Source organism: Alloalcanivorax sp. (assembly GCF_964221125.1).
GTDB classification, from domain to species: Bacteria; Pseudomonadota; Gammaproteobacteria; order Pseudomonadales; family Alcanivoracaceae; genus Alloalcanivorax; species Alloalcanivorax venustensis.
Map to the genome: position 1 here is coordinate 25618 of NZ_CAXPXK010000126.1, position 19889 is coordinate 45506.

The following is a 19889-nucleotide window of genomic DNA, read 5'->3' on the forward strand; positions in this document are numbered from 1 at the left end:
CCATGGGGCCGCTAGGCTTTGTTTCCGCGACCGGGCTGCGCGCCTATCTTGCCGCGGCCCGGGCCGCCGGCGTGGACAACGCCGGCGCCCTGACGGCGGCGGGCCTTGACCCGCGGGCGCTGGATCTGCCGGACCTTCATGTGCCCGGTGATCGCTTCGAAGTGTTGATCGCGGAACTGGCCGATCGCAGCGGGGACCCGCTGTTCGGCCTGCACGCCAGTGAATATCTGCCCCCGGGCGTGTTCAACGTGCTCGGCCATATCGCCCTGAGCGCCAGCACGCTGCTGGAGGCCCTGGCCAAGGTGGCGCGCTACGAGAAACGGGTCGGCGACCTGGGCAGCGTGGAAACCCGGCTGCGCGGCAATGAATCGCGGATACTCTGGCATCCCCGCTGCAACCGCCAGCCGGTGCGGCGCCATCTGGTGGAGGCCGTTTTCGCCGGCTGGCTGCGTTACACCCGCTGGCTCGCCGACGATCAAGCGCTCAACCCGGAGCGGGTCTGGTTCGAGCATGCCGGCCCCAGCGACCCCCAGCAGGCCCGGGAATACCAGCGCTTGTTCGGCTGCCCGGTGGACTTCAACCAACCCTACTCCGCGCTGATCGGCGACCGCGACATGCTCGCCCGCCCGCCGCGCCGGCCCGAGCCGCATCAGCTGGGCCCCCTTGAAGAGCACGCCGCCCGGCACCTGGGAACCCTGGGCATCGCCACCAGCCTGTCGCTGCGCGTCCGTCATCACCTGCAGGCGGCGCTGGGCGGCCCCCTCCCCGACCGCGATCAGGTGGCCCACGCCCTGCGGTTCAACACCCGCACCCTGCACCGGCATCTGGTCGCGGAAGGCACCGGCTGGCGGGAAATCCTCGACAGCGTGCGCCTGGAGCGCGCCAAGGCCCGTCTGCTGGAAAGCCGCTGCCCACAGGCGGAGATCGCCGCGGACCTGGGTTACGCCGACATACGCTGCTTCCAGCGCAGTTTCAAGCGCCATACCGGCGTCACACCCGGGCAGTACCGTCGCGGCATGGACAGCGACGGCGAATAGCCACAATATTTACATTACCTGATGGCAATATTACGCGTTTGTCGGACAATCCGGGCATCAGGGGCCGGTCCGGCGAGGCTAGACTCGGGGACAACGATAAAAACAGTATCCGCCAGGGAGAACCGCATGAAACGTACGCTCAAGCAGCTTGAGCGCGCTATCGCGCAAGCCAGCAGCTACGACGAATGGTGCCGTGCCAGCCGTGAATACGACCGGCTCGGCGGCGCCGACGAGTGGAAAGACATCGACCGCTCGCCCCACTACGATTACGAACTGATCCGTAACCGCCTGTGGCAGATCCGCCAGGCCCGCGAGCGCAACGACGTCAACAAACTGGTCTTTCACCTGCATGAAGGCCTGCACGGCAACCTGGGCAATATCTCCAACCCCGCTCTCTACGGCCACAGCCGCACCGGCACCAAGCGGCTGATCGAGCGCTATCTGGAAGAGGTATGCACCGCCCTGGACTACCTCTGTGACGGCGACTTCGCCGAGTTCGGGCTCAAGCAAAAACTGGATTTCTTCGAAACCACCGGCCAGGCTTTCGGGCAAAGCTGCCTGATGTTCTCCGGCGGCGCCGCCCTGGGGCTGTTCCACATCGGCGTGGCGAAAACCCTCTGGGAACAGGGCCTGCTGCCCTCGGTGATCTCCGGCTCCAGCGCCGGCAGCATCGTCGCCGCCGTGGTGGGCACCCATGACAACGACGAACTGGCCGCCAAGCTGGAACCGGAAAACATCTATATGGAAGCGTTCAAGGCGATCGGCTGGAAAGGCCTGCTGCGCGGCACCCCGGTGCTCGACGGCGACCACCTGGAAGCCTGCCTGGAAGAGAACATCAAGGACCTGACGTTCGAAGAGGCCTACCGAAAGACCGGCCGCGAGATCAACATCACCGTCAGCCCCTACGACCGCAACCAGCAAAGCCGCCTGCTCAACTGGCGCACCTCGCCCAATGTTCTGATCCGTAAAGCGGCGCTGGCGAGCTGTGCGATTCCCGGCATCTACCCGCCGGTGAGCCTGTGGGCCAAGAACCTGGACGGCGAGCGCGTGCCGTACATCCCCGGGCGCAAATTCGTTGACGGCTCGATTCAGGACGATCTGCCGATCCGCCGCCTGTCACGGCTGTTCGGCGTCAACCACTCCATCGTCAGCCAGACCAACCCGCACGTGGTGCCCTTCCTGCCGCGCAGTGAAAGCACCGATTCCAGCCTCAGCACCCTCAGCGACTGGGCGATCCGCAACGTGTCCATGAACCTGCACTACGCGCTGGATTTGGTACGCCGCCGGGTGCGCTCCAACGACCTGGGGCTGGTGGTCGACAAAGCGCAGACCGTGGTCAAGCAACGCTACATCGGCGACATCAACCTGATCCCGCCGCGCCAGCCCCGCAACGCCCTGCGCGTGCTCAGCAACCCGTCGCTGGAAGACGTGCGCGCCTTCATTCGCGCCGGCGAACAGACCACCTGGCCGAAGCTGGCGATGATCGACAACACCACCCGCATCAGCCGCACCTTCCGTGCCTGCCGGGAGCGTCTCGACCGCCTGGAAGAACGCACCCTAAACCGTCTCAGCGTGGCCGCCAACGGCTGACCGCCACCGGCACCCCGCGCCGCGGGGTGCTATTTGCTTAGCGCGATTGATTATGACCGGCCCCCTTTAAAGGGGGGCCGGAAGCCTCTATGTTCTTAGCACCAGCCAAACAACATCGCATTCGTACTGAGACCAGGAGACACACCCATGGCACTGCAACTCGGCGATACCGCCCCGGATTTCAAACAGGATTCCACCGAAGGCCCGATCTCATTCCACGACTGGGCCGGCGACAGCTGGGTGGTGCTGTTCTCCCACCCGAAGGATTTCACCCCGGTGTGCACCACCGAGCTGGGCGAAGTGGCCCGCCTCAAGCCTGAATTCGACAAGCGCAACGCCAAGGTCATCGGCCTGTCCGTGGACCCCCTCGAGGACCATAACGCCTGGTGCGGCGACATCGAGGAAACCCAGGGCTCGGCGCTGAACTTCCCGCTGCTGGCCGACGCGGACCGCTCCGTGAGCCAGGCCTACGGCATGATTCACCCCAACGCCGACAACACCCTGACGGTGCGCAGCGTGTTCGTGATCGACCCGAACAAGAAGATCCGCCTGACCATCACCTACCCGGCCAGCACCGGCCGTAACTTCGATGAAATCCTGCGGGTGATCGACAGCCTGCAGCTCACCGACGGCTACAAGGTGGCCACCCCGGTGAACTGGAACGACGGCGACGACGTGATCATCGTGCCCTCGCTGGACAACGAGGCCGCCGCCAAACTGTTCCCGGAAGGCTGGGACGAGAAGAAGCCGTACCTGCGGATGGTGAAGCAGCCGAAAAAGAGCTGATGCGCCAGGGCCTCGCGCCCTTTCGCGGGCCGGGCCCGCTCCCACATTGTGCGGAACCGGCTGGACAGGGCGCGGGAATCCCGGTGTAATAGCCGCCGTTCGCGGGTGTAGTTCAATGGTAGAACGGCAGCTTCCCAAGCTGCATACGAGGGTTCGATTCCCTTCACCCGCTCCAGACATGAGAAGGGCCGCCTAGCGCGGCTTTTTTTGTGTCTGGAGCCGCCTGCCTGCGAATGGAAACGGAGTTGTGGGAGCGGGCCCGGCCCGCGAAAGGGAGCGAAGCTCCCGGCAGGATGCCAGAGAGATTTCTGACGGCAGCACCATCAACGTCTCTGGGATCCTGCCGGCCGGCTTTGCCGCCCTTTCGCTTGCAAGGCAAGCTCCCACAAAGCTCCGGCTTAGTAGAATGTTCCGGAGCGCTTAATCAATCGCGTTCAAAACTTGCCGTTCTGGCTTACAGCAATTTCAGCCCTGGCCGACAGAGCCCCGTCCCCGATTGTTGGAGACTGACCACTTCCGTTTATTGATGGGAGGGGACAAGGATGTCTCGTGCAATTTTTTTGTTCGTACTGGCCACGGTGCTGGCGTTCGGCGTGGTGGTGGCCAGTGTCGGGCACGGCCGCACCGTGCCGGCGCTGACCCAGGCCCGGGTCTATCAGGGGGAAGCGGACCTTTCCCGCTACTGGGTCAGCGAAAAGTTTGACGGCGTGCGCGCCTACTGGGACGGCGAAGACCTGATTTCCCGCCACGGCAACCGCTTCGATGTGCCGGCGGCGTTCACCCGGGGCTTCCCGGAGCAGCCCCTGGACGGCGAGCTGTGGATGGGGCGCGGCACCTTCAGCCGAATGGTGGGCCTGATCAATCGCCACGACACCGGACCGGAGCACTGGCGGGATGTCTATTACATGGTGTTCGACCTGCCCCGGGCGGCGGGCCCCTTCGACGACCGCCTGCAAACCCTGCGCCGGTTGCTCAAGGATCATGACAATCCGCATTTGCGTCTGGTGCGCCAGCTCAAGGTCCCCGACCGGGCGGCGCTCGACCGGCGCCTGGAGAAAGTGATCGAAGCCGGCGGCGAAGGGTTGATGCTGCACCGGGGCGACGCCCCCTACCGCAGCTACCGCTCGGCGGATCTGCTCAAGGTGAAGCCCTACCAGGACGCCGAGGCGCGGGTGGTGGCTCATCTGCCCGGCGAGGGGCGGCTGGAAGGCAAGATGGGCGCGCTGCTGGTGGAAACCGCGAGCGGGCAGCATTTTCGTCTCGGCAGCGGTTTCAATGACGCCCAGCGGGCGGAGCCGCCGCCGATCGGCAGCCTGGTGACCTACAAGTTTTATGGCCGCACGCGCCACGGCCTGCCGCGCTTCCCCAGCTTTCTGCGGGTGCGGCGGCAGGGGCCGGGCTTTATCCGCTGAGGGTTGCAGGACGGCGCCCGCTGGGCGATAAGTAGCACACCGAAACAAGGAGTGCGCGCTATGCCCAGCGCTTTTATTACCGGTGCCCGGGGTTTTCTGGGCGGCCATATCACCCGACAGTTGCTCGACGCCGGCTGGGAAGTGACCGCCCTGCTGCGCCCCGGCAGCGACGGCGCGGCCCTGTCCGCCCTGGGGGTCAAAGTGGTGGAGGCGCCGATGGACAACGCCACGGAAGTCACCCTGGTGATGCCGCCGGCGGTGGACGCGGTGTTCCATGTGGCGGGCAATACCAGCCTTTGGCGGCACCTGAACCAGCGCCAGTACCAGGACAATGTGATGGGCACCCGGGCGTTGATCACCGCCGCGCTGCGCAACCAGGCCGGGCGCTTTATTCATACCTCCTCGATTTCCGCCTGGGGCATCCAGGACGAGGCCATCGACGAGGCGTCACCGTCCAACGCCGCCGACGACTGGATCGGCTATAACCGCACCAAGTATCTGGCCGAGGAAGAGATCCGTCACGGTATGCAGCACGGTCTCGACGCGGTGATTCTCAACCCCTGCGGCATTATCGGCGCCGGTGACACCCACAACTGGTCGCAGATGATCACGCTGATCGAGCAGCGCAAGCTGCCCGGCGTGCCGCCCGGCGGCGGTAACTTCTGCGCGGTGGAGGAAGTGGCGCGGGCGCACCTGACGGCGGTGGAGAAAGGAGTGCGCGGCGAGAACTATATTCTTGCCGGCGTCGAGGCCAGCTTTCTGGAGCTGGCCAACACCATCGGCCGGCTGCTCGACCGGCCCACGCCGCGCAAACCGATGCCGGTCTGGCTGCTGCGGCTGGCCGGGCAGGTCTACGCGGTCGGCGGGCTGTTCACCCGGCAGGAACCGCGCCTGACCCCGGAGAAGGTGGCGCTGGTCACCAGCCGGGTTCACGCGGATGGCAGCAAAGCGGTGCAGGAGCTGGGGTTCGACGCCACGGTGCCGCTGGAAACCATGCTGCGCCGCTGCATCGACTGGATGCGCGAGACCGGGCGCCTTTAGCGCAGCGCCCGGTAGACGCGAAAGCGGTTGGTTTCGCTCACCACCTGCACGTGCCGGAAGGCAGCGTCGAGCCACTGCACATAGGGCAGCTCGCGGTTCGCCACCATCCAGAATTCACCGTGTTCCTCGAGATGGCGCGGCGCCTGTTCGATCAGGCGCCGGGTGATCGACATGGTGCGGTCACGGCCGTCGTGGAACGGTGGGTTGGTCACCAGGGTCTGGTAACGCCCCTCCACGCCGCCGTAGAGGTCCCCGCCCACCACCTTGCCCTGCAAGTGGTTGCGGTTGAGGGTGCTGCAGGCGGCGGCCACCGCGGTGGCGCTCACATCGGTGCCGGTCACGTTGCAGCCGGCATGGGCCAGCGCGGCGGTGATCACGCCGCAGCCGCAACCCATATCCAACGCCTTGCCGCGGGGCGCCGCCTCGGCGAGCGCCTGCAGCAACAGGGCGGTGCCTTCGTCCAGGCGGCCGTGGCTGAACACCCCCGGATAGCTGATCACGTCCAGATCGTCGACGCGCACCACGCTTTCCACCTGCTCCAGGGAGAGTGCCGGCCCCGGCCGCAAGGCGCCGCGATAGACTTTGCAGTGACGGGCGCTGTCCACCAGGGTCACCCCGTCGGCGTGCCGGGACAGCCGCGTCACGCCGCCGCGGATGCCGCCCTTGGCCGGCCCCACCAGCCACACCTCCAGCGGTTCCTCGACGCTGCCGGCAAGGCCGCGCAGCAACAGTTCCAGGCGCTCCGACGATTTCGGCAGCGGCAGGATCACCAGGTCGGTGTCCTCGGGGAGCGTGGGCAGAGGCGCCCACTGGTGGGCACCGACGGTGTAATCGTCGGCGTGCAGATAGACCTGCTCGGCGGGCAAGTCGGCCAGCTCCGGGTCGTTGGCGTCGACCACCAGAACCCGCCGTCCGGCCAGGCTCTCTTCCTGTCGCCACAGTAACCGTGTGCTGTTTTCCATCGCTTGGCGCCTCGGCAAATCGGGCAGTATAAACAAACCCGGCCCCGGGGGATAAATCCGGCCTTCACGGCGCGCTTGAAGTTTTACATAAACACCACGCCCCGGGTGCTTTCCTACCGCTAGAATGCGCGAATCAGATGATGTTGTGGAGGCAAAGGATGGTCCGTTCCGCAGTTCTGGCTATTGGTATTCTAGTGGCGTCCCTGGCCTGCGCCGATAACAGCGACAGCGTGTTTGAAGAAGCGCTGCACGCCGCCCGCAATGATGATTGGAACGGTCTGGCGCAGGCACAGAAACGCCTGTCCGACGATCACCCGCTGCAGGCTTACCTGGAATTCCACCGGCTGCGCGCCGCCCTGCCCGATCTCTCACCGCAGCGCGTGGTGGAATACGGCAAGCGCTACCCGGATTCGCCGCTGCCCGACGATATACGCCAGCACGCCCTGGTGGCCTACGCCAAGGAATCGCGCTGGCGCGACGTGCTGAAGGTCTACGACCGCGCGCCACGGGGCACCGAGCTGCGCTGCTATTACCTGCGCGCCCAGTGGGAAAACGGTGACAAGGGCGTGCTGCCCCAGGTTCGCGAGCTCTGGCTTTCCGGCAGCTCAAGACCGTCCAGTTGCGACCCGCTGTTCGAAGCCGCCCGGGACCAGGGCGTGATCGGCGAACAGGAAATCTGGGAACGTCTGCTGCTCGCCTTCGACCAGGGCGCCACCGGCCTGATGAGCTACCTGGCCGACATGCAGAGCGGCGCCGACGCCACCGCCGGCGAGTGGCTGGGCCGCCTGCACCGGGACCCGGAGCGGCTGCGCGAGCTGCCCGAGGGCATCGGTGATGAACGCCGTGAACAACTGCTCAGCGCTGCCCTGCGCCGTCTCGCCTACACCGACACGGTGCGCGCCCGGGAGCTGTTTGAACAGGAAAGCGCCAACCTGGGTCTCAAGGACCCGGCCCTGCGCGAGCGCGCCGCGGAGCGCATTGCCTGGTACTCCACCATTCGCGGCATTGAAGAGAACCGCCAATGGCTGGACGGCTGGCTGGCCAACAACGGCAGCGCGGACACCCTGGACCAGCGCGCCCGGCGTAGCGTGATCGAACAGCGCTGGGACGAGCTGCCTGACTGGGTGGCCCGCCTGCCGGCGGCGGCGCGCGACGACAGCCGCTGGCAGTACTGGCTGGGCCGTGCCGCCGAGGAGAACGGCGATGATGAGGCAGCCCGCGCCCACTGGGGCCGCGCCGCCGGACAGCGTAACTTCTATGGCTTCCTGGCCGCCGAACGGCTCGGCCAGGCCCCGGTGTTCAGCAATGCCTCGCCGGCCACCGGCGACAGTGCCCCGACCCAACCGGGCCTGGCGCGGGTGGCGCTGCTGCGGGAGATCGACGAGCCGCAACTGGCCTGGGACGAGTGGAACTGGATGCTCTGGCACAGCAGCGAGGGGCAGCGCCGCAAGCTGGCGCAGCACGCCTTGCAGCAAGGCTGGTACGACCTGGTGGTGCAGGCGTCGATTCAGGCCCGTGCCTGGAACGTGCTGGCCTGGCGCTTCCCGGCCGCGCACCGGGACCTGTTCGTGAACGCCGCCCGTCGCCACGATCTGGACCCCTGGCTGAGCATGGCGGTGGCGCGCCGCGAAAGCGCGTTTTACCCCCACGCCCGTTCCCCGGTGGGCGCCCAGGGCCTGATGCAGCTGATGCCGGGCACCGCCCGCAAAGTGGCGCGCGACGCCGGCCAGACCCCGCCCGACGCCCGCCAGGTGATGGACCCGGACATCAACGTGGCCCTGGGCACCCGTTATCTGGCGGAGTTGCTGGAGCGGTTCAACGGCAACCGGGTGCTGGCGCTGGCCGCTTATAACGCCGGCCCGCACCGGGTGGACGACTGGCTCGCCGAGGAAGAGGACGCGGTGCCGGCGGACGTCTGGATCGAGTCCATTCCCTTCTATGAAACCCGGGAATACGTGCAGGCGGTGCTCACCTACCGGGTGCTGTTCCAGGGCTTGCACGGCAACCGGGAAGAACTGGTGCTGCTGCGGCCCGACGAGCGCGGCACGCCCTACTCCCTGGCGATGATGGATTAGGCGCCGGCTCAGTCGAGCTGGCGAATGTGGTAATCCAGGCGCCCCCGGCGCAGCAGCGGCGCCAGCCGGGCGTCCTGCTGCAGGCGGCGGCGCAGATGCACGCTGCGCGCCGGGTCGCGGGTGAAGGCCACCACCGCGTTGTGGCAGTCGCCGCAGGATAACCGGAAGCGGCTGCTCCAGCCTTTCATGGTGTGCTGGTCGGCGGCGTGGCTTTGCCGGTATTCGGTGAAATCGCCGAAATTCATCACCAGGGTGCCGCGTGCGCTGACGTGCCGGGCCAGGGTCCGCACCCAGGCCCGGTCGGCGGGCACCGCCCGGCTCACCGCCTCGTTATCCGGGGCGAACAGATCTTCGATGATCAGATCGAACGGCTCGCCGTCGTAGGCATTGAGCCAGGCCACCGCGTCGCCGAGCACGGTCTGCTCGCCCTCGCCCACCACCGAAAACACCTCGCGGGCCACCGCCAGGTGGTGCGGGTCCAGCTCCACCGCGATCAGCTTGTCCGGGGCCAGCAGTTCGCGGATCGGCGGCAGCAGGGTGCCGCCGCCCAGCCCCAGAATCAGCACCCGCCGGAAGCGCTGCGGCTCACTGAGCAGCGCCGGCAACCAGAGCAGGTCCCAGACGCTGCCGGTGACCAGCCGCTTGGGGTGGAACTCGGAGTGCTGCACACCGTTGGCAAACAGGCGCATGCGGTCGCCGCGGCGGTGTACCTGATACAGCACACCGTCTTCCTGACGCTGCCAGACCACCGCCATCAGGAGTCGACGCCCAGGCCCACCCCGGTCACGTCGCCGTCGGCGCGGGGATCGCCCAGCCGCACCTGGTCCTCGGGCAGGCCGTGCTCTTCGATCAGCCGGTCACGGGCCTGCCGGGCCCGCTCCCCGGCCAGCTCCAGAAGGGTCTCGTCGTCCACCTCGGCGGCCGCCTGTTCCAGCATCCGCCGCCAGGCTTCCCGGGCGCGATCGGCGTCGCTGTCGCCTTCCAGGGTGTCCCGGTCGCGGTCCAGGCGGTCCTCATAGGTGTCGAGGATACGTTCGCGCCAGTCTTCGCCGGTGAGCGCGGTGTCCAGGCCCGGCCAGTCACCGCCCAGGTCGTCGATCACCTCGGCTTCGCCGAGCGCGCGCCGATCGTCGTCACTGGCCTGCCCGGTGAGGATCACCGTCAGGTTGTTCCGGTCCTTGAGAATGTCCGCCAGGCGCGCCACCTTATCGCGCGTCTCACCCGTGGGCCGGTCGTCGCCGGCCCGGAAAGGCAGGTATTGCAGGTCGTCGTCGCCGCCGCCGGCGAGGCTGGCGAGCATGGAGAACGGCGCGGTGGCGGCTTTCACCAGCACATTGCGGATCACCCGCAGCACCACGCCGCCGGCGCTGAACCCCGGGTCGTTGAGATCACCGGCGATGGTCACCGGCAGGCGGATCATGCCGGAGCTGTCACGCAGCACCGACAGGCCCAGCTTCACCGGCGCGTCCAGCGCCTGTTCGCTGTCCACCCGTTCGCCCAGGTAGAACTTGTCGGCGGCGATCTTGGTGGTGCTGTCCAGCTGGCCGTCCTCGATCGACACTTCGGTGTCCACGTCCAGACGACCGCGCTCGACCCCGAAGCCCAGATAACGGGTGGTGAACGGGGTCAGGGTTTCCATGCCGTAGCCGTCCAGCTGCCCGGTGAGGTCCAGGTACAGCGGGCTCACCGCCAGATCGCCCTGGGCGCGCAGGCGAGCCTGGCCGTTTACGCGCCCCGAGGTCTCCAGCCGGGCGCGGCCGGAGCCGGTGTCGAAGTTTTCCATGACGCCGCTCCACTGCTCCAGCGTGACGTCGAAATCCGGGGTCAGGGTGTTGTCCCGGTGCGCCAGCCGGGACTCTTCCACCGACACGCGCCCGAGCATCACCCGCCAGGCCGGACCGCCGTCCTCGCCGTCATCGTCGCCGGCCAGGCGCGTCATCAAGCCGCGGCCCTGCTCGTCGAGAAGATGGCGAAAATCAATGCCGCGGCCGGCCAGGCCGTCCACGGTTACGCGACGGTCGGCGGTTTTGACACTCAAACCGTCGGCGGCCAAACGCGCCACGCTGAGGGTCTCGCGGCCGTTTTCGCGGATGTCGGCGTCCGCCACGCTGGCACGGCCGGTGACGGTGATATCCGGCGTATCGCCGGCCACGGTGAGCGTCAGCTCGCCGCCGGCGCGGCCCTGCTCGATGGTCAACGGCACGGCGTTGGCGAGCCAGGGTGACAACGTGGTCAGCGGCAACTCCTCAAGGTCGAGATCCGCGGACACCTTCAGCGGCGCAAGCTGCCCGGTGCCGGAGTGCGACAGGCGGCCGCTTTCCGCCAGCACGGCGCTCCCCTCCCACTGCCAGCGGACGCTGTCCTCGACGCGGAAATCGGTGAGGTTGAGGGCCCCTTCACTGAGCGTTACTTCAACCGGCTCGGGCAGGGTCTGGTCGCGGAACACCACGCTGCCGTTCTCCACCTTGAACCGGTCCAGGGTGACGGCCCAGGCCTCGCCTTCGCGGATCCGCTCGGCGGATTGGTCCGCTTCCTCGCGCACCTTTTCACGGGTCTCCCGGGCCCGGTCCGGATCGGACGGCAAAAACAACGTGGCCAGGTCCAGCCCTTCGCCGGTCAGCACCGCCCGCATCGCCGGCTCGGTCAAGGTCACTTCCGGCACGCTGACACGGCGCTTGGTGAGATCCAGGCTGACGCCGTCCACCTTGAGGGTGGGCACCTCGAAGCTGGGCGCCTCGTTACCGTCGCGAAGAATGCGCAGCCGGTCCAGCTGGAAACGGCCGTTGTCCACGGTCAGGCCTTCGCCGTCCCCGGTGCCGTAGCGGTAATCCGCCGCCAGCCCGAGCATGCCGGACGGCACCTGGAACGGAAAATGCGGCTCCAGCAAACGGGTGAAGGCGGCCACGTCCACCTTGTCCATTTGCAGGCGGCCTTCCACGGTCAGCGGCTCGAACACAAAGCGGCCGCGCCAATCCAGGGTGCCGCCGTCGGGGCCTTCAACGTGCATCTGGTAAAGGTTGTCTTCTTCACCGACGCCCCGGGTGGTCAGGTCCTCGATGCTGAACGCCACCGGCAGAGTCAGGGAACTGGGCTCGCTGCCGGACACGTCGTTCAGCGTCACGCGGCCTTCGGACAGGCGCAGATGGCTGATGGTGAACGCGGGCGGACCGGAGGCTTCGTCTTCCGGCGGGGGCTCGTCGGCGGTGTCCGCCTCGCCGCTTTCGCGCAGGCGGGTGACGATGTCGTCCAGGTTGAGGGCGCCGTTCTCGCCCCGGCGCAGGCGGACCTCCAGGCCGGCCAGGTCCACATCGCTGACCCAGGGGCGCCAGTGGAACAGCGACGCCCAGAAGGAGGTATTCACGTACAGGCGGTCAAACCGGGCCAGGAAGTCGGTGTCCGGATCCGCGATCCGGAACCGTTCCGCGGTGGCCGACAGCGTCAGCGGGTTGAGCCGCACTTCTTCCACGGTCACGTCCCGCCCCAGCGGACCGGACAACCGCTGCTCGATCTCCCCACGCGCCCAGCCGGGCAGAATCAAAAACACCGTCAGCGCGTACAACACATACAACAGGGCCAGAATCGCCAGAATCCGGGCGCCCCATCCCCGCGAGCGCCACCATTGTATCGGTGTGTCCATGTCGTCGTTCCCTCTGCCCGGTTGCGCAAGCGCAAAGTCTAGCATTAACGCCGTGAACAGGTCGCCCCGGCGGCCATTGCGCCGGCGGCGGCAAGGTTCACACTCAGCCTTTTCCAAGGAGGCCGCCATGAGCGACAACTATCTACTCAAGATGTACCAGAAAGCGGCGAAACTGCCCCGCGGCCGCCGGCTTTTCTCGATCATGTTCAGCCGCAAGGCGCCCTATTTCGGCACCATCAAACCGCTGATCGCGGAGCTGCGTCCGGATTACTGCAAGGTCACCTTCAAGAAGCGCAGGGCGGTGGAGAACCATATCGGCACCGTGCATGTGATCGCCATATGCAACGCCATGGAAGCCGCCATGGGGGCGCTGGCGGAAGCGTCGATTCCCAAGCACCTGCGCTGGATTCCCAAGGGCATGGACGTGCGCTATACCGCCAAGGCCACCTCGGACATCACCGCCATTGCCGAGGTCGCGCCGGGTGCCTGGGAAAACGGCCCCGAGTTGCCGGTGACGGTGACCGCGTACCGCGACGACGGCACCGTGGTGGTGGAAGGCACCATCCACCTGTGGGTCACCGAGAAACCCGCCCGCGAATAAAATCAGCGGCCCGGTCGGCGGCGCCGGCCAGGTTCGCCCGCGGGTCGATGCCGCTGCGTTTGCGCGGCGTGAGATCGTGATCGCCGTCGGGTACCCAGTGCAAGGTTACCCGGGACGGCAGGCTGTAGCCGGCCACTTCCGGGGGCTTTCCGAACGGATCCCGCTCCCCCTGGCAAATCAGCACCGGCGCCGCCAGCGCCGGAAAATGATCCAGCCGCGTCTTTTCCGGTTTGCCGGGGGGATGGAAGGGGTAGCCGAACACCACGCATCCGTCCGGGGCGGTGTCCGGGTCCGCCGCCAGCATGGTCGCCATGCGTCCGCCCATGGACTTGCCGCCCACCCAGACCGGGCCCGGCGCCGTCCGGCGCACCTCGTCCAGCACCGCCTGGAAACACGCCATCAGCCGGGGGGCACGATCCGGCGGCGCCTTGATGCCTTCTTCGCGGCGCCGGGCCATGTAGGCGAACTCAAAGCGCGCCACCTCGATGCCGCGCTCCGCCAGCAGCCCCGCCATGGTCGCCATGAACGGGCTGTCCATGGGCGCGCCGGCACCGTGGGCCAGCACCAGGGTGGCGACGGGCGTGGCGGGCGCGCGGTTCCAGAGAAGTTCCGGCATCGGCGTTGATTCCTTTGTGCGGTTAAACCGGAGCCACAATGTGGCCGATCCCGACTCCCCTGTAAACGCGGGCGCTATCAGGCCTCCCAGAGGTGCATCTGGCCGGCCAGGCCGGGCGGCCGGAACGCGCTGCTGTCCAGGGTGAAACTTTCCCGGGGCGCCAGGCCGTGGCGCTGGCAGGCCACCTGGAAACGGCGCGCCAGCAGTTCCGCCATCGGCCCCTGGCCGCGCTGCCGGTGGTGCCAGCGGCTGTCGTAGCTGGCGCCGCCGTGCATTTCCTTCAGCGCCGACATCACCCGTTCGGCCCGCTCCGGATAATGCCGCTGCAGCCATTCCTCCCACAGCGGCCCCACTTCATGGGGCAGGCGCAGGGCCACATAGCCGGCACTGCGGGCGCCGGCCGCCGCCACCTGCTCGACGATATCCTCCAATTCCTGATCGTTGATAAACGGAATCAACGGCGCCACCAGCACGGTCACCGGCACCCCGGCGCGGGCCAGCTCGCGCACCGTTTTCAGGCGCTCACGGCCGCCGCTGGCACGCGGCTCCAGCTGGTTCTTGAGGCGGTTGTCCAGGGTGGTCACCGACACCGCCACCGAGGCCCGGCCCTCGACGGCCATCGGCGCGATCAGGTCCAGATCGCGCAGCACCAGCGCGCTTTTGGTGATCAGGCTGAAGGGGTGCCGGCATTCCGCCAGCACCTGCAGAATCTCCCGGGTTATAAGCCGCTCGCGCTCCACCGGCTGGTAGGGATCGGTGGCGGTGCCGATCACCAGCGGCCGGCAGCGATAGCCCGGTTTGCGCAGGGTGTCGCGCAGTACCTCGGCGGCGTTGTCCTTACAGAAAATCTCGGCCTCGAAGTCCTGCCCCGGAGAGAGGTCCACATAGGCGTGGTTGGGGCGGGCGAAACAGTAGATACAGCCGTGCTCACAGCCCCGGTAGGGGTTGATGCTGCTGTCGAAGTGCAGGTCCGGGCTCTGGTTGTGGGTAATGATCGACCTGGCCTGCTCCCGGTGGTAGCGGGTGGGCCGGGCGGTGTCCGCCTCGTCGCTGACCACGGTGGTGACCTGAAAGCGGCCGGGGTGCCGGCTGAGGGTGCCGCGGTTGGATGCGCTGGTGGCCATGCTGCCTCCAAATACTGATCATATGGACAGTATTATGGGCAGCCCACCGGGGAACCGCAACAGCTGATTAGTAAACCGGGTGAATCAGTGGGGCCGCACCGGCTGCACCAGCACCCAGGGCATCACGACCACGGTCCACAGCGCCTGGTCGGACTCGAACCAGGCCCGTGCCTGGTCGTCGGTGACGCCGCCCACGCGGCCCTGGTCACGCCACGGCTTGAGCTGCTCGGTCCGGTCTTCGGCGAACGCCACGGCCACTTCGATCAGATCCAGGTCGCCGGCCACGGCCACGGTCTGGCCGCGGGCAAAGAACGGCTGCAGCTCTTTCCAGTCCGCCTTGGCGGTTTCCTGGTTGAGTTTGGCTCTGAGAATGTCGCTGTCGGTGGGGTCGGCCATGACGTCTCCTGTTGGTGGCCCCGGCGCGGCTGGCGACCGGGCGGCGCCATTATCGCCCACGACGTTCGTAACGCAAGGGAGCGCTTGTGGGAGCGGAACTGAAGAGAGGGAAAAAAGAGCGCCCGCCTGGGGAGGACGGGCGTCTGTACCGAAAGGAACGTCCGTGTTCTTTCGCGTCCTTGCCCGATCCAATATAAGAGCCCCGCCGGCTCTTACCTATAATCCATCGCCGTCAATCCGTGTAAGAGATTTGCTCATTGTCGGCGACGTTATTACCACCTGATCTCGGTACCGATGTCGGGGACCGGGTTGCCGTCGCGGTCGAACAGCGCCAGGGTGGCGCCGTTTTCGTCGACGCTGACGCGGGAGAAGGCGTCCCGGCTGTAGACCTCGCCGGGCACCGTGACCCGGCCCAGGGACGGCTTCCAGAGGCCGCGCAGGGTGTGGTGGTCACGGATCATCGGCCGGTACCAGCGGAACGCCATCAACGCGGTGGGCCAGAACAGGCCGGAGCAGATCCAGCCGTGTATCGGGTTCCGTCCGCGCCGGTCCAGGCGGGCGTACAGGGAGGCGTGCACGTCGCCGCTGAGCATCAGTAATCGCCGACAGCCGCTGTCGTGGATGGCGTCCACCAGCCGCTGGCGCTGGGCGGCGAAGCCTTCCCAGCTGTCCTGCCCGCGGAACGGCCAGCGCTGCTCGGGAAACAGCGGCACCGAGGACACCAGGCATTTGACCCGGTCCGGCTCGTCCTCGAGCCAGGCCACCACCGCGTCCTCCTGGGCCCGGGACATGATTTTGCGTTGCCAGGGCCAGCGGCTGAGCACGCGCTCGGTGCGCAGATCCATCAGGAAGAAGTCCGCGCAACCCCAGCGAAAGCGGTACCAGAGCGCGTCCGGGTCGCGCTCCAGGCGGGTGCCTTCCGCGTTCAGCGGCACCGCCGGGGAGTGCGAGGCCTGGTAGATCTGGTAGGCCTTCATGGCGGCCGGGTATTTGCTGGTCCACAGATCCGGATTGGCGCGCGCCGGCCAGTTGTTCTCGATTTCGTGGTCGTCGAGGATCATGTGGTGGTTATAGTTGGCCATCAGCCGGCGGATGTTGGGCTGGCCGAAACTCTGGCGGTAGAGGTCGAAATACTCCCGCTGGGAGGAAGCCGCCGCCACTTTCCAGGTGGAATCGGCGTACACCTGGTCGCCGCCGTAGAGGACGAAATCCGTGGGGCTGGCGGCGGCGTTGTCCGCCATGCGGGAGAAGATGCGGTCGGCCCGACCGTCCTCCACCTCGTGGTTGAGCCCCACGAAGCGGTAACAGCAGGAGCCGAACAGGAAGCTCACCGGCGCCCGGGGCGAGGCCGGCGCGGTGCGGAAGTGGCCGGTGTTGACGTGGCCCCAGTCCAGTGCCTTGTCCTCGCTGTCCGCCGCCGCCACCGCGCCGGCCTGGAACTGATAGCGCCGCCCCGGCTCCAGGTCCTTCAGCACCACCACGCCGCTGCTGTCGAAGTTACCGTTGATGCGGAAATGCCTCGGCCCGCGCCAGCGCGTCTCGCCTTCCAGCCGCCAGCGTATGCGACCGTGCGGCGCCTTCTGGCCGGCCTTCAAGGTTCCGGCGGGCATCACGCCGAGAATACGAATGCTGGTTTGACCGGCGGTGCCCACGATCGGACCGACGACAAACGGCTCTACCCTGCTCTGCATTTAGTGTTCCCCCGAAAGAGCGCGGATACGTCACTGATTGAGCCACCTCTTAAGCACTGCTAGCATCCAGAAAGATTACTTAGCGGGGTGGCGGTTATTTTGTTGCAAGATGCGGTATCTCACACCTTGCGGTTCGCCGCTCTGGTCCTGCTGCTCGGCGCCGCCGCCGGCCCGGCCCGCGGCGACGATGCCGCGGTGTTGACCTCACAAACCGAAACCCTGAAACCGTATCCGGCGGTTCGTTATTTTTGTAGCCCGGCGGCCGAATCACCGGCGCCGGAGCAGCTGTTCGGCAACCCCGAGGCCTGGCCCTGGCGGGCCACCGGCAACGAGATGGCCAACCTGGGGTTCACCGCCGATCACTGCTGGTTCCATTTGACCGTGCGCAACCAGGACAACGCCGAGAACGAATGGCGCCTGGTGGTGAACTACGCCCTGCTGGGGCAGTTGGACACCTATGTCCTGACCTCCGACGGCGAGCGCCTGGCGCACTTCAGCGCCGGCATGGACAGCGCCTTCAACGAGCGGGCCAGCGCCGAAGCGACGCCTTCTTTCCCACTGAACCTGCCCCCCGGCGAGCAGCGGGAGCTGTATCTGAAGGTGGTGTCCCCACACAGCATTCAACTGCCTCTGGAGTTGATGAGCAACCCCGCGTTCCAGTCCGCCACGCTGGCCCACACGCTGGTTCAGGGTTTGTTCTTCGGCGGCATGCTGGTGATGATTCTCTACAACCTGTCGCTGTTTTTCTCGATCCGGGAAAAGGCCTATCTGCTGTACGTGTGCTGGTCGCTGGCGATCACCCTGTTCATGGCGGTCCTGCACGGCTATGCGCAGAAGTATCTGTGGCCCGGCTCGGCGCTGATCAGCCAGTACATTCTGCATTACCTGCTGCCGCTGCTGGTGATTCTGCCGTCCCTGTTCACCTTGCACTTTCTCGGCCTGCCGGAACGCTCCCCCCCGCTGGCGCGGCTGCTCAGAGGCCTGGTGGGCCTGGGCGTGGCCCTGCTGCTGGCGGCGCCGTTCGTAAGCCGGGAGCTGCTGATTCCGGTGGCGGTGCTGGCGATCCTGGCGATGGATTTCAGCATTCTGCTGATCGGACTGCTGCGCACCAAGGCCGGCGACCCCGACGCGCGGGTATTCACCCTGGCCTGGCTGTGCTTTTTGGTCGGCGCCGCCGCCATGTCGCTGAACAAGTACGGCATCGTGCCGCGCAACGGCTTCACCGAAAACCTGCTGCAGGTGGGCGTGTTCCTGGAGGTGGTGCTGCTGTCACTGGCCCTGGCACGGCGCATCAACCGCCTCAAGGAGGCCCATGCGCTGTCAGTGCGCGACAAGGCGGTTGCCGAGATGGACGCCTTCAAGGCCGGCGCGCGCAACCAGGCGAAAAGCGAGTTCCTGGCCACCATGAGCCACGAAATCCGCACGCCGATGAACGGCATCATCGGCATGACCGACCTGCTGCGGCGCACCACGCTCAGCGGCCAGCAGGCGCAATACGTGGACACCATCTACCAGTCCACCCAGTCGCTGGTGACGGTGATCAACGACATCCTGGATTACTCGCGGATCGAATCCGGCAAGCTGGAGCTGGAGTATCAGGAAGTGGACGTGGAGCACCTGGTGGACGACTGCGTGCGGCTGTTCTCGCTGCGGGCGTCGGAGACCCGGGTGCCGCTTTACACCTTCATCGATTCCCGCGTGCCCCAGCGCATCCATACCGATCCGATCCGCGTGAAACAGGTGCTCACCAACCTGCTCAGCAACGCCTACAAGTTCACCGACCAGGGCCAGGTGGCCTTGCACCTGAGCGTGCGCCAGCCCCCCGACGACCAGGGTCAATGCGTGATGATGCTGGAAGTGGTCGACACCGGCATCGGCCTGGACGAGGCCCAGCAGCAGAACCTGTTCCAGGTGTTCAGCCAGGGCGCCCCCGGCAGCCGCCACAAGTCGCAGGGGGCCGGGCTGGGCCTGACCATCTGCAAACGGCTCACCGAGTTGCTGGGTGGGGAGATCGGCGTGTCCAGCTCACTGGGGCGCGGCGCCACCTTCTGGATCACCCTGCCGACCCGGGTCGGCGCCCCCAGCCGCGAGAAAAACCCGCTCGCCGGCCACCAGGTGATGATGATCAACGAGAACGCCTCGCTGTCGTTGAGCCTGTCTCAGCTGATGGCCCGCTGGGGGCTCGGCGTGATCGAGTTCGCCGACTGCGAGCAGGCCCTGGCGGGCCTCAGCGCGGACACCCTCCGGGCGGACATTCTGCTGGCGTCGGAGGCCAACCTGGCCCGGCGCGGCGAACTGATCCATATACGCAACCGGCTGGGTGACCCGCCCCTGCTGATTCTCCAGGCCACCGGCGCGGAAATCACCGGCGAGCTGCCCGGCGACATGCTGCTGGTGGAGACGCCGGTGTCCTCGCGGGCGCTCAAGCACACGCTTTCCACCCAGCTGCAGGAGCGCCTGGACCAGGCCGAGCCCGCCGACAGCGCCCCCAGCGGCGCCTCGGAGCATCCCGGCCTGCGCCGTCTGAACGTGATGGTGGTGGAAGACAACGCCGTCAACCAGCTGGTGATCGACAGCATCCTGCGCTCCATCGGCATCCACGCCACGCTGCTCAACGACGGCGCCCAGGCCCTGCGCCGGGTCAGCGAGCGCCCCGGCAACTGGGACGTGATCTTCATGGATTGCGAAATGCCGGTGATGGACGGCTACCAGTCCACCCGCGAGATCCGTCTGTTCGAGCAGAGCCGGGACGTGGACCCCTGCTGGATCATCGCCCTGTCCGCCCACGCCGCCGGCGATTACGTGCAAAAAGCCCGCGACGCCGGCGTCGACGATTACCTCAGCAAGCCGGTGTCCCGCTCCCAGGTGTTGGAGGCGCTGCAGCGCAACCGGGCGCTGTCCGCCGGCGGCGACTGATCGCG

At 67.0% G+C, this 19889-nt stretch carries 15 protein-coding genes and 1 tRNA gene; 9 read left to right on the plus strand and 7 right to left on the minus strand.

Annotated features, from left to right (window positions below; translation table 11 throughout):
* The first annotated feature begins 2 nt into the window (after positions 1-2).
* The 6 genes from ACEQZD_RS14720 to ACEQZD_RS14745 all read left to right on the plus strand — a co-directional run bounded on the left by ACEQZD_RS14720 (position 3) and on the right by ACEQZD_RS14745 (position 5866).
* The gene (locus ACEQZD_RS14720) at positions 3-1037 is read left to right on the plus strand and encodes an AraC family transcriptional regulator (protein ID WP_370186327.1); all 1035 of its coding nucleotides are present in this window, start codon (positions 3-5) and stop codon (positions 1035-1037) included.
* 126 nt (positions 1038-1163) lie between these two features.
* Positions 1164-2627: a DUF3336 domain-containing protein gene (locus ACEQZD_RS14725; protein WP_335629790.1), complete on the plus strand. Its 1464-nt coding sequence runs from the start codon at positions 1164-1166 to the stop codon at positions 2625-2627.
* A gap of 147 nt (positions 2628-2774) precedes the next feature.
* Positions 2775-3413 carry a peroxiredoxin gene (locus ACEQZD_RS14730; RefSeq protein WP_142949095.1) on the plus strand — a complete coding sequence of 213 codons (639 nt, stop codon included), beginning with the start codon at positions 2775-2777 and terminating at the stop codon, positions 3411-3413.
* Between the two features lie 101 nt (positions 3414-3514).
* Positions 3515-3588 (plus strand) — tRNA-Gly (locus ACEQZD_RS14735).
* A 367-nt stretch (positions 3589-3955) separates the two neighbouring features.
* Positions 3956-4825: a DNA ligase gene (locus tag ACEQZD_RS14740; protein ID WP_335629791.1), complete on the plus strand. Its 870-nt coding sequence runs from the start codon at positions 3956-3958 to the stop codon at positions 4823-4825.
* A gap of 60 nt (positions 4826-4885) precedes the next feature.
* The gene (locus tag ACEQZD_RS14745; protein WP_142949097.1) at positions 4886-5866 is read left to right on the plus strand and encodes an NAD-dependent epimerase/dehydratase family protein; all 981 of its coding nucleotides are present in this window, start codon (positions 4886-4888) and stop codon (positions 5864-5866) included.
* Here ACEQZD_RS14745 and ACEQZD_RS14750 read toward each other — a convergent pair.
* Positions 5863-6828: a methyltransferase gene (locus ACEQZD_RS14750; protein WP_335629793.1), complete on the minus strand. Its 966-nt coding sequence runs from the start codon at positions 6826-6828 to the stop codon at positions 5863-5865. The genes ACEQZD_RS14745 and ACEQZD_RS14750 overlap by 4 nt on opposite strands.
* Positions 6829-6986: 158 nt before the next feature.
* On the opposite strand from ACEQZD_RS14750, the gene ACEQZD_RS14755 reads away from it, so the two are divergent.
* Positions 6987-8903 (plus strand): transglycosylase SLT domain-containing protein, encoded by a 1917-nt coding sequence (locus tag ACEQZD_RS14755; protein ID WP_370186331.1) that lies wholly within the window; start codon positions 6987-6989, stop codon positions 8901-8903.
* 8 nt (positions 8904-8911) lie between these two features.
* Here ACEQZD_RS14755 and ACEQZD_RS14760 read toward each other — a convergent pair whose 3' ends face one another.
* Together ACEQZD_RS14760 and ACEQZD_RS14765 are read right to left on the minus strand one after the other, a co-directional pair.
* Positions 8912-9658, minus strand: a complete 747-nt coding sequence (locus tag ACEQZD_RS14760; protein ID WP_335629795.1) for a hypothetical protein — start codon at positions 9656-9658, stop codon at positions 8912-8914.
* Entirely contained in the window at positions 9658-12540 is a 2883-nt protein-coding gene (locus ACEQZD_RS14765; protein WP_335629796.1) for a DUF748 domain-containing protein, read from the minus strand. The genes ACEQZD_RS14760 and ACEQZD_RS14765 overlap by 1 nt, the downstream gene beginning before the upstream one ends.
* A gap of 127 nt (positions 12541-12667) precedes the next feature.
* Here ACEQZD_RS14765 and ACEQZD_RS14770 point away from each other — a divergent pair, with 127 nt between their 5' ends.
* Positions 12668-13141, plus strand: coding sequence for a hotdog fold domain-containing protein (locus ACEQZD_RS14770; RefSeq protein WP_142949102.1), 474 nt, complete (start codon positions 12668-12670; stop codon positions 13139-13141).
* On the opposite strand, the gene ACEQZD_RS14775 is transcribed toward ACEQZD_RS14770, so the two are convergent.
* The 4 genes from ACEQZD_RS14775 to ACEQZD_RS14790 all read right to left on the minus strand — a co-directional run bounded on the left by ACEQZD_RS14775 (position 13116) and on the right by ACEQZD_RS14790 (position 16968).
* The gene (locus ACEQZD_RS14775) at positions 13116-13757 is read right to left on the minus strand and encodes an alpha/beta family hydrolase (RefSeq protein ID WP_335629797.1); all 642 of its coding nucleotides are present in this window, start codon (positions 13755-13757) and stop codon (positions 13116-13118) included. The two genes, ACEQZD_RS14770 and ACEQZD_RS14775, sit on opposite strands and share 26 nt — an antisense overlap.
* Positions 13758-13834: 77 nt before the next feature.
* The gene (locus ACEQZD_RS14780; protein WP_142949104.1) at positions 13835-14881 is read right to left on the minus strand and encodes a PA0069 family radical SAM protein; all 1047 of its coding nucleotides are present in this window, start codon (positions 14879-14881) and stop codon (positions 13835-13837) included.
* An 84-nt stretch (positions 14882-14965) separates the two neighbouring features.
* Positions 14966-15277, minus strand: a complete 312-nt coding sequence (locus ACEQZD_RS14785; RefSeq protein WP_142949105.1) for a DUF2288 domain-containing protein — start codon at positions 15275-15277, stop codon at positions 14966-14968.
* Positions 15278-15549: 272 nt separating this feature from the next.
* Entirely contained in the window at positions 15550-16968 is a 1419-nt protein-coding gene (locus ACEQZD_RS14790; RefSeq protein WP_335629798.1) for an alkaline phosphatase D family protein, read from the minus strand.
* 126 nt (positions 16969-17094) lie between these two features.
* On the opposite strand from ACEQZD_RS14790, the gene ACEQZD_RS14795 reads away from it, so the two are divergent.
* Positions 17095-19884 carry a 7TM diverse intracellular signaling domain-containing protein gene (locus ACEQZD_RS14795; protein WP_370186334.1) on the plus strand — a complete coding sequence of 930 codons (2790 nt, stop codon included), beginning with the start codon at positions 17095-17097 and terminating at the stop codon, positions 19882-19884.
* The last annotated feature ends 5 nt before the right edge of the window (positions 19885-19889 follow it).

Bases quoted from the DNA above. Each gene is read 5' to 3' on its own strand.
- ACEQZD_RS14755 (WP_370186331.1), top strand. From the start codon at position 6,987: ATGGTCCGTTCCGCAGTTCTGGCTATTGGTATTCTAGTGGCGTCCCTG.
- ACEQZD_RS14720 (WP_370186327.1), top strand. From the start codon at position 3: ATGGGGCCGCTAGGCTTTGTTTCCGCGACCGGGCTGCGCGCCTATCTT.
- ACEQZD_RS14740 (WP_335629791.1), top strand. From the start codon at position 3,956: ATGTCTCGTGCAATTTTTTTGTTCGTACTGGCCACGGTGCTGGCGTTC.
- ACEQZD_RS14730 (WP_142949095.1), top strand. From the start codon at position 2,775: ATGGCACTGCAACTCGGCGATACCGCCCCGGATTTCAAACAGGATTCC.
- ACEQZD_RS14750 (WP_335629793.1), bottom strand. From the start codon at position 6,828: ATGGAAAACAGCACACGGTTACTGTGGCGACAGGAAGAGAGCCTGGCC.
- ACEQZD_RS14770 (WP_142949102.1), top strand. From the start codon at position 12,668: ATGAGCGACAACTATCTACTCAAGATGTACCAGAAAGCGGCGAAACTG.
- ACEQZD_RS14745 (WP_142949097.1), top strand. From the start codon at position 4,886: ATGCCCAGCGCTTTTATTACCGGTGCCCGGGGTTTTCTGGGCGGCCAT.
- ACEQZD_RS14725 (WP_335629790.1), top strand. From the start codon at position 1,164: ATGAAACGTACGCTCAAGCAGCTTGAGCGCGCTATCGCGCAAGCCAGC.
- ACEQZD_RS14765 (WP_335629796.1), bottom strand. From the start codon at position 12,540: ATGGACACACCGATACAATGGTGGCGCTCGCGGGGATGGGGCGCCCGG.
- ACEQZD_RS14780 (WP_142949104.1), bottom strand. From the start codon at position 14,881: ATGGCCACCAGCGCATCCAACCGCGGCACCCTCAGCCGGCACCCCGGC.
- ACEQZD_RS14775 (WP_335629797.1), bottom strand. From the start codon at position 13,757: ATGCCGGAACTTCTCTGGAACCGCGCGCCCGCCACGCCCGTCGCCACC.
- ACEQZD_RS14760 (WP_335629795.1), bottom strand. From the start codon at position 9,658: ATGGCGGTGGTCTGGCAGCGTCAGGAAGACGGTGTGCTGTATCAGGTA.
- ACEQZD_RS14785 (WP_142949105.1), bottom strand. From the start codon at position 15,277: ATGGCCGACCCCACCGACAGCGACATTCTCAGAGCCAAACTCAACCAG.
- ACEQZD_RS14790 (WP_335629798.1), bottom strand. From the start codon at position 16,968: ATGCAGAGCAGGGTAGAGCCGTTTGTCGTCGGTCCGATCGTGGGCACC.